Origin of the sequence: Pseudomonas sp. D47, assembly GCF_045447305.1 — a bacterium.
GTDB lineage: Bacteria > Pseudomonadota > Gammaproteobacteria > Pseudomonadales > Pseudomonadaceae > Aquipseudomonas.
Genome location: NZ_JBJGXU010000042.1, coordinates 44,792 through 51,278 on the forward strand (window position 1 = coordinate 44,792; position 6,487 = coordinate 51,278).

General features: G+C 54.1%; 9 protein-coding genes and 4 tRNA genes. All 13 read right to left on the minus strand.

Features of this window, described 5'->3' with window-relative positions; all coding sequences use genetic code 11:
• Positions 1-209: 209 nt before the first annotated feature.
• Entirely contained in the window at positions 210-575 is a 366-nt protein-coding gene (gene rplL, locus ACI77I_RS22920) for a 50S ribosomal protein L7/L12 (RefSeq protein ID WP_094950474.1), read from the minus strand.
• Positions 576-653: 78 nt separating this feature from the next.
• Positions 654-1,154: a 50S ribosomal protein L10 gene (gene rplJ / locus ACI77I_RS22925; protein WP_056861893.1), complete on the minus strand. Its 501-nt coding sequence runs from the start codon at positions 1,152-1,154 to the stop codon at positions 654-656.
• A 199-nt stretch (positions 1,155-1,353) separates the two neighbouring features.
• A complete protein-coding gene (gene rplA, locus ACI77I_RS22930) occupies positions 1,354-2,049 on the minus strand; it encodes a 50S ribosomal protein L1 (protein WP_003232403.1) in 696 nt (231 codons plus the stop codon).
• The gene (gene rplK, locus ACI77I_RS22935) at positions 2,049-2,480 is read right to left on the minus strand and encodes a 50S ribosomal protein L11 (RefSeq protein ID WP_003210097.1); all 432 of its coding nucleotides are present in this window, start codon (positions 2,478-2,480) and stop codon (positions 2,049-2,051) included. The genes rplA and rplK overlap by 1 nt, the downstream gene beginning before the upstream one ends.
• 117 nt (positions 2,481-2,597) lie before the next feature.
• Positions 2,598-3,131 carry a transcription termination/antitermination protein NusG gene (nusG, locus tag ACI77I_RS22940; RefSeq protein WP_048724899.1) on the minus strand — a complete coding sequence of 178 codons (534 nt, stop codon included), beginning with the start codon at positions 3,129-3,131 and terminating at the stop codon, positions 2,598-2,600.
• Positions 3,132-3,140: 9 nt separating this feature from the next.
• The gene (gene secE, locus ACI77I_RS22945) at positions 3,141-3,509 is read right to left on the minus strand and encodes a preprotein translocase subunit SecE (protein ID WP_003194658.1); all 369 of its coding nucleotides are present in this window, start codon (positions 3,507-3,509) and stop codon (positions 3,141-3,143) included.
• 45 nt (positions 3,510-3,554) lie between these two features.
• Positions 3,555-3,630 (minus strand) — tRNA-Trp (locus ACI77I_RS22950).
• Positions 3,631-3,791: 161 nt separating this feature from the next.
• A tRNA-Thr gene (locus ACI77I_RS22955) sits at positions 3,792-3,867 on the minus strand.
• A 26-nt stretch (positions 3,868-3,893) separates the two neighbouring features.
• Positions 3,894-3,967 (minus strand) — tRNA-Gly (locus ACI77I_RS22960).
• 24 nt (positions 3,968-3,991) lie between these two features.
• A tRNA-Tyr gene (locus tag ACI77I_RS22965) sits at positions 3,992-4,076 on the minus strand.
• Between the two features lie 142 nt (positions 4,077-4,218).
• Positions 4,219-4,665, minus strand: a complete 447-nt coding sequence (locus tag ACI77I_RS22970) for a hypothetical protein (protein ID WP_242152974.1) — start codon at positions 4,663-4,665, stop codon at positions 4,219-4,221.
• Positions 4,666-4,672: 7 nt separating this feature from the next.
• Complete coding sequence (locus ACI77I_RS22975; RefSeq protein WP_094950478.1) at positions 4,673-5,422, minus strand: pantothenate kinase; 750 nt, start codon at positions 5,420-5,422, stop codon at positions 4,673-4,675.
• Positions 5,412-6,371, minus strand: coding sequence for a bifunctional biotin--[acetyl-CoA-carboxylase] ligase/biotin operon repressor BirA (gene birA / locus ACI77I_RS22980; protein WP_406998497.1), 960 nt, complete (start codon positions 6,369-6,371; stop codon positions 5,412-5,414). Before birA ends, ACI77I_RS22975 begins: the two co-directional genes overlap by 11 nt.
• Positions 6,372-6,487: the final 116 nt, after the last annotated feature.

Genomic DNA, 6,487 nt, shown 5'->3' on the forward strand with positions numbered 1-6,487 from the left:
AGCTTGGTCACCTGCTTGTTTGGCCCCTCCCGACGGGAGCAGCCAGAAAATCTCGCAAACCCCATGGTTTGCACCACCGCATCGGGTGGCTACAGCACGTTAATGGCGGCGACCGAGTCGACAGCCAAGAACGGAAAAAGGCCGGTGGCAAGAGCCACCAGCCATCAGCCTTCAGCTTAACGCTTGGGCTGGAGACGCAAGGTCGATGCTTACTTCAGCTCGACTTTAGCGCCTGCTTCTTCCAAAGCAGCTTTGGCTTTGTCAGCTGCGTCTTTCGATACGGCTTCCAGAACCATGCCTGGAGCAGCGTCAACTACAGCCTTGGCTTCTTTCAGGCCCAGACCGGTCAGTTCACGTACTGCCTTGATCACGTTTACTTTCTTCTCGCCGGATTCCAACAGCATAACGTTGAATTCGGTTTGTTCTTCAGCAGCAACAGCAGCAACAGCTGGGCCAGCAGAAGCAGCGGCAGCGGAAACGCCGAATTTTTCTTCGAAAGCTTTGATCAGCTCAACAACCTGCAGAACCGACATTTCAGCTACGGCGTTGAGGATATCGTCTTGGGAGATAGACATTGCTGTATTTCCTGAATTGGGGGACGGCCTACGCGGCCATCGAAATAAACAAAAAAACGCGAGAGAGGTTGCTCAGCCTTAGGCTGCGGCAGCTTCTTTTTGCTCGCGAACTGCGGCCAGAGTACGAGCCAACTTGCTGGTAGCGCCTTGAATCACGCTCATCAGCTGAGAAATAGCTTCGTTACGGGTCGGCAGTGTTGCCAGTACGTCGATTTGGTTAGCTGCGAGGAACTTGCCCTCGAACGCAGCTGCCTTGATCTCGAACTTATCCTGACTCTTAGCGAATTCTTTGAACAAACGGGCAGCAGCACCTGGATGATCTTTGGAGAACGCAATCAGAGTCGGGCCAGTGAACACGTCGTTGAGAACACTGTATTCAGTGTCTGCAACAGCGCGCTTGAGCAGGGTGTTACGCACAACACGTACGTATACGCCAGCTTCACGAGCCTCTTTACGGAGTCCGGTCATAGCGCTTACTGTCACACCACGGGCATCAGCCACGACAGCGGACAGAGCAGCTTTGGCAGCCTCGTTGACTTCAGCGACGATGGCCTTCTTGTCTTCGAGATTAATTGCCACGGGTTTAACTCCTGCTTGTTACCGTTTCATCTGGCCGAAGCCGGATGTCGTTTTGGTGTCTGATTCGGTAAGGAACCGGGAGCACCATCTGCGTAGGCTTTTGGTTTAAGGCTTACGCCGCCTACGGTCTTGGATAGCCCCCGCCAGGCAGGGACCCCAATTTTTTCAATTAGCGCGATCTCTCGCGCCAATCTGTGTCTTATACGTCCAGCGAGCCTTGGTCGATGACCAGACCTGGGCCCATAGTGGTGCTCAGGGTAACGCGCTTGACGTAGATACCTTTCGAGGAAGCTGGCTTGATACGCTTCAGATCAGCGATCAGGGCTTCAACGTTTTCCTTCAGCTTGACGGCGTCGAAGCCGACTTTGCCAACGGAGGTGTGAATGATGCCGTTTTTGTCGGTGCGATAACGAACCTGACCAGCCTTGGCGTTTTTAACCGCGGTAGCTACGTCTGGCGTTACGGTGCCAACTTTAGGGTTAGGCATCAGACCGCGTGGACCGAGGATCTGACCCAACTGACCTACAACGCGCATTGCATCCGGGGAAGCAATGACTACGTCGTAGTTCAGGTCGCCGCCTTTCATTTCGGCAGCCAGGTCGTCCATACCAACGCGGTCTGCGCCGGCGGCCAGAGCAGCTTCAGCTGCCGGGCCTTGAGTGAAGACAGCAACACGTACAGTCTTGCCAGTACCGTGTGGCAGCACAGTAGCGCTACGAACGACCTGGTCGGATTTACGTGGGTCAACACCCAGGTTTACAGCAACGTCAACGGACTCGCTGAACTTGACAGTCGACAGCTCGGTCAGCAGGGCAGCAGCGTCTACAAAGTTGTAGGCCTTGCCTGCTTCGATTTTGCCGGCGATAGCCTTTTGGCGCTTGGTCAGCTTAGCCATTACACACCCTCCACGTTAAGGCCCATGCTACGAGCAGAACCGGCGATGGTACGCACGGCTGCATCCATATCAGCTGCAGTCAGATCCGCGTTTTTGGTTTTCGCGATTTCTTCCAGCTGAGCACGAGTTACGGTGCCAACCTTAACGGTGTTAGGACGAGCGGAACCGCTAGTCAGACCAGCAGCCTTCTTCAACAAAACCGAAGCCGGGGTCGACTTGGTTTCGAAAGTGAAGCTACGGTCGCTATATACAGTGATGATCACTGGAGTCGGCAGACCTGGCTCAATACCCTGAGTACGGGCGTTGAAGGCCTTGCAGAATTCCATGATGTTCACGCCGTGCTGACCCAGAGCTGGGCCGACAGGTGGACTTGGGTTGGCCTGAGCGGCCTTCACTTGCAGCTTGATGTAAGCGGTAATCTTCTTGGCCATGAGGCACTCCAATTACGGGTTCAAACGCCTCGAAAGGCTCCCCGGTTACTTGCGCGTTTATCCCAGTGACGACAAAACCCCACAGCCTAGGGCTGCGGGGTTGGGATGCTTGCTCAGCTAGACCTTCTCGACCTGGCTGAACTCCAACTCTACCGGAGTAGAGCGACCGAAAATGAGCACTGCCACTTGGATCCGGCTCTTTTCGTAGTTAACTTCTTCGACAGTCCCGTTGAAATCAGCAAACGGACCATCTGTGACACGAACAACCTCACCCGGCTCGAACAACGTCTTCGGCTTAGGCTTGTCGCTACCATCAGCAACACGACGCAGAATTGCTTCCGCCTCTTTGTCAGTGATCGCAGCAGGTTTATCAGCAGTACCGCCGATGAAACCCATGACACGAGGAGTATCCTTGACCAAATGCCAAGTACCTTCATTCATGTCCATCTGAACCAGCACGTAGCCAGGGAAGAACTTGCGTTCGCTTTTGCGCTTCTGACCATTCCGCATTTCAACCACTTCTTCAGTGGGAACCAGAATTTCGCCGAAGCCATCTTCCATGCCTGCCAGCTTTACGCGCTCTAGCAAAGAGCGCATGACATGCTTCTCGTAACCCGAGTAAGCATGCACAACGTACCAACGCTTAGCCACGGGACACCCTTAGCCAACAATCAAGGAAACAAGCCAGCCGAGCAGGGAATCAAGCCCCCACAACAGCAACGCCATAACCAGAACAACAGCCACAACAATCAACGTGGTCTGCGTGGTTTCTTGGCGAGTCGGCCAAACGACTTTACGGATTTCTGTGCGAGCTTCCTTTACCAGAACTGCGAAAGACTTGCCTTTGGCAGTCTGCAGGCCTACAAAGGCAGCTACAGCAGCAAGAGCAAGCAAAGCGAGTACGCGGTACAGGATCGGCGAAGCAGAGTAGTACTGATTGCCAACAACGCCTACGACCACCAATGCGACTACAGCAAGCCACTTGACCAGATCGAAACGAGAGCTTTGAGCTTCAGCCTTAGGAGTCATCTATGAAGATCCTGTGAAAAGAAAGCCAGACACACCACGTGAATCTGGCAGGTCAGGAGGGAATCGAACCCCCAACCTACGGTTTTGGAGACCGTCGCTCTGCCAATTGAGCTACTGACCTAAAACAAAATCAGGCCGACCATTATGCAGGCCTGAAAAAGACTTTACAACAACCAACCCCAAGAGACTTGAAATCACCCAACATCAAAGCCGAGCACAACACCATCAAGCCGAGGCAGCTGTTAAAACAAAGGCAGATATTTTCATATCTGCCTTGTTATATGGAGCTCTTGAGCGGATTTGAACCGCTGACCTCACCCTTACCAAGGGTGTGCTCTACCAACTGAGCTACAAGAGCAAAACACCATGCACAACCTGCAAACTTGGAGCGGGTAGCGGGAATCGAACCCGCATCATCAGCTTGGAAGGCTGAGGTTCTACCACTAAACTATACCCGCGGAGCTTGCAGCTCACGCTAAAAATGGTGGAGGGGGAAGGATTCGAACCTTCGAAGTCGTAGACGTCAGATTTACAGTCTGATCCCTTTGGCCGCTCGGGAACCCCTCCTAAGCGAGCCGGCATTCTACATCACGCCGACCTTCTGTCAAGCATTTTCTCATTAAAAATATGAGGTTAGCTGCGTTGACCTTCGCTTCACGCTGTAGACCGTAAAGGTCTTCACTGCGAAGCGGGCGCCATTCTATGCAAACTATTCGACAGTTGCAACGCCTTCGCACAACATTATTTTATGTTTTAACTCATTGAATTCCTTAGCAAGGTTTTCAAAGGGTAGATCGTCAGCCAGGCGCCTGCTTTCAGGGGCCACACGGAGCCAGTAGCCGGAAGCGTCAGGTGCATTCAGCTGTTGCACCTTGACCTTTATATCCAGGCTTGTAAGGCGCTGCTCAAGCGACATTGCTTGCCGCTGATCAGCAAAGCCACCGATGTACAAGCAGGTATTTTGCAGATCCGGGGCTTTTGCTCGATCACGGCGGACCACCGAATCAGCAGATTCGCTCAACAGCCGAATGTCCTGCTGGGAGCCGCGATAGAGGCTCAGCGGAGTAACATCCTTGGCCCGCAACGGCGCCTCTTGTTGATGCCAAATGTAATAAAAGGCATTGAGAACGAGCAAAAGCAAAAACAGCCAACGCATAAATACCTCAGGACAAAGGGCACGCCATCGCCAGACCGACGAAAACCAGATCAGGAACGAAGCGAGCCTGCGGTACGGCGTCCGAGACCAGGTCAGCATCCCCGCCAGTCAGGAATACCGTGAAATCATCCCCCCAGTAACGCCGAGCCAGCTCCAGCTGAGTCAATACGAACCCCCTGAGCATCAGCGTACAGCCGCGCTCAACAGCCTCAACGGTCGTCCGACCCGGGGAAAGACGCTCCATAGCCTGCTCGGCTGCTGCATCGTCGTAGCGAATCTTGCGGGTGTGCGTCCGCAGTTGGCTGCGCATGAGAGGCATCCCTGGGCATATAAAACCACCGAGGTGCTCACCATCAGTAGCAATAAAATCCGCAGTCGCCGCGGTACCGAAGTCGAGCACCAGACAATTACCTGACGCCAACTTGAACCCACCCAGCATTGCTAACCAGCGATCAAGCCCGAGGCGCTCGAACTCTTCATAGCCATTGCGCACCCCAGCCATTTCGCGCGCCGGGGCCGCGCAGGACACCGTAACACCAAAGGCCTCTTGCAATGCCTCAACAAGCTTTCCGGTTTCTTCTGAGGCACGGACGCTCACCAGGCGGCATCGCGTCAGCAACAGACCCGGAATTGCGATCAAACTTTCAATTAACGCGAGATCCGACCCAACAATACCTTCCGCAGAGGCACTAGCTATCGCCGAGCCGAGCACACGCCACTTGATAAAGCTATTCCCACAGTCGAGCTCAAGAATCATCACGCAGCCTCAGGCTTAACTCACCACCGCTATATATTTTCTCGACACCATCGACATTCAGGCGCAGCGCGCCCTGGTGATCAATCCCCAGCACAACCCCGTCAATTTGGTTGACGCCCGCAATGAGGGACACAGCCCTACCTTGCCACAAATGATTTCGCTCCCACTCAGCCTGAAGCGCACCAAAGCCAAAGGCCTTGTGCCGCTCCAGGTGGCTTTGCAGCTGCAGACACAGCCGTGCAACCAAGTGATTGCGGTCGACAGGAGAACCTGTCTCCAACTGTACCGAGGTCCACTGCTGATCAACCTCAGCAGCCTGCTGCATATTTACGTTAATGCCGATTCCGAGAACAACGTGGCAAATGTCAGCAGGATCTCCCACCAACTCAAGCAAGATACCGGCAATTTTCTTCTGCCCAACCAGAACGTCGTTTGGCCACTTCAAGGCCGCACCCTGCACACCCAACTCACGCAGGGCCTGCATGACCGCCAAGCCAACAACGAGACTAAGGCCCTCCAGCTGCCGCAGCCCGCCTTCAATGCGCAACACAAGGCTGTAATAGACATTCTGAGCAAACGGACTTACCCACTTACGGCCTCGCCTGCCCCTACCCGCCGTCTGCTGCTCCGCCAGCACAAGAAATGGTGCAGCGTAGCCGGCGTCGACTAGGCGCAAAGCTTCGGCATTAGTGGAGTCAATAGAGTCTGAGATATGAAAGGGCCACGCCAAAGGAGCAGTATTCGCTTCAATTTCTTCCGCATTCAAGAACACCAACGGAGAAGCAAGCTGGTACCCCTTACCACGGACTTTGTGAATAGGCAGATTCAGCTCCGCCTCAAGATGCTGGAGCTGCTTCCAAACAGCGCTGCGGCTGACGCCCAAGGCGGCACCCAGCGCTTCTCCGGAATGGAATCGGCCATCTTTCAGAAGTTCTAACAACGTCAGCATGCAAGTATCGCCTCACAATGAGGCACGCATGATAGCCATGCATAAGGCCATTGCATAGAAAGGCTGGAGCCTAGAAATCAAAGGAGCGCCGTGCCCTTCAGGTCATTTTCCGACCG

Coding starts and splice junctions, on each gene's coding strand:
- rplK (WP_003210097.1), bottom strand. CDS start 2,480: ATGGCCAAGAAGATTACCGCTTACATCAAGCTGCAAGTGAAGGCCGCT.
- rplL (WP_094950474.1), bottom strand. CDS start 575: ATGTCTATCTCCCAAGACGATATCCTCAACGCCGTAGCTGAAATGTCG.
- ACI77I_RS22970 (WP_242152974.1), bottom strand. CDS start 4,665: ATGCGTTGGCTGTTTTTGCTTTTGCTCGTTCTCAATGCCTTTTATTAC.
- birA (WP_406998497.1), bottom strand. CDS start 6,371: ATGCTGACGTTGTTAGAACTTCTGAAAGATGGCCGATTCCATTCCGGA.
- secE (WP_003194658.1), bottom strand. CDS start 3,509: ATGACTCCTAAGGCTGAAGCTCAAAGCTCTCGTTTCGATCTGGTCAAG.
- rplA (WP_003232403.1), bottom strand. CDS start 2,049: ATGGCTAAGCTGACCAAGCGCCAAAAGGCTATCGCCGGCAAAATCGAA.
- ACI77I_RS22975 (WP_094950478.1), bottom strand. CDS start 5,422: ATGATTCTTGAGCTCGACTGTGGGAATAGCTTTATCAAGTGGCGTGTG.